At 42.9% G+C, this 441-nt stretch carries 1 protein-coding gene; it reads left to right on the top strand.

Translation table 11 applies throughout. The features are described from left to right. Positions 1-441 (top strand): DUF4811 domain-containing protein (locus CP370_RS09330; RefSeq protein ID WP_143467892.1); only part of this gene is annotated, 441 nt, incomplete at both ends.

Here is a 441-nt window from a genome sequence, read left to right as displayed (position 1 = left end):
GATCGTGAAGATGGTAAAGCAAAGCCACACTTTGTGCCAAATAAGAAGAAGATGGTTGAAGCAGTTCATAAAACTGCAACCTATAAGATAGCTGATGTTGACAAGGCAACCATTAAGACTGTGACAACACGCCGCGAGTGGCAGAATGATTTCTTTAAGTGGTTGTTAGACTTTGGTGGTGAAGGTCATTCACTTGTTAAGCAAACAACGACTGTTACAGTGCCTAAGAATACTTGGGTCGTCTTGAGTGCAAAACAAGCAAAACAAGTGACAGCAAAGCAAAAGGCTGCTAGTCAAAACAAAGCAGCAGCCGCTGCACAACAAAAGCAAATGCGTGATGCTATTCAAGCCAAGGTAGCTGCCTACATTAAGGCAAACCCTAAGGCTAGTGCAAACGACGTTGCAAATTACTCTAAAGAAGCAACTGCTGAAATGACAGCA

It is taken from the genome of Lactobacillus sp. UMNPBX19, assembly GCF_002553805.1.
Taxonomy (GTDB): domain Bacteria; phylum Bacillota; class Bacilli; order Lactobacillales; family Lactobacillaceae; genus Lactobacillus.
This window is presented reverse-complemented; position numbering and strand designations above follow the sequence as displayed.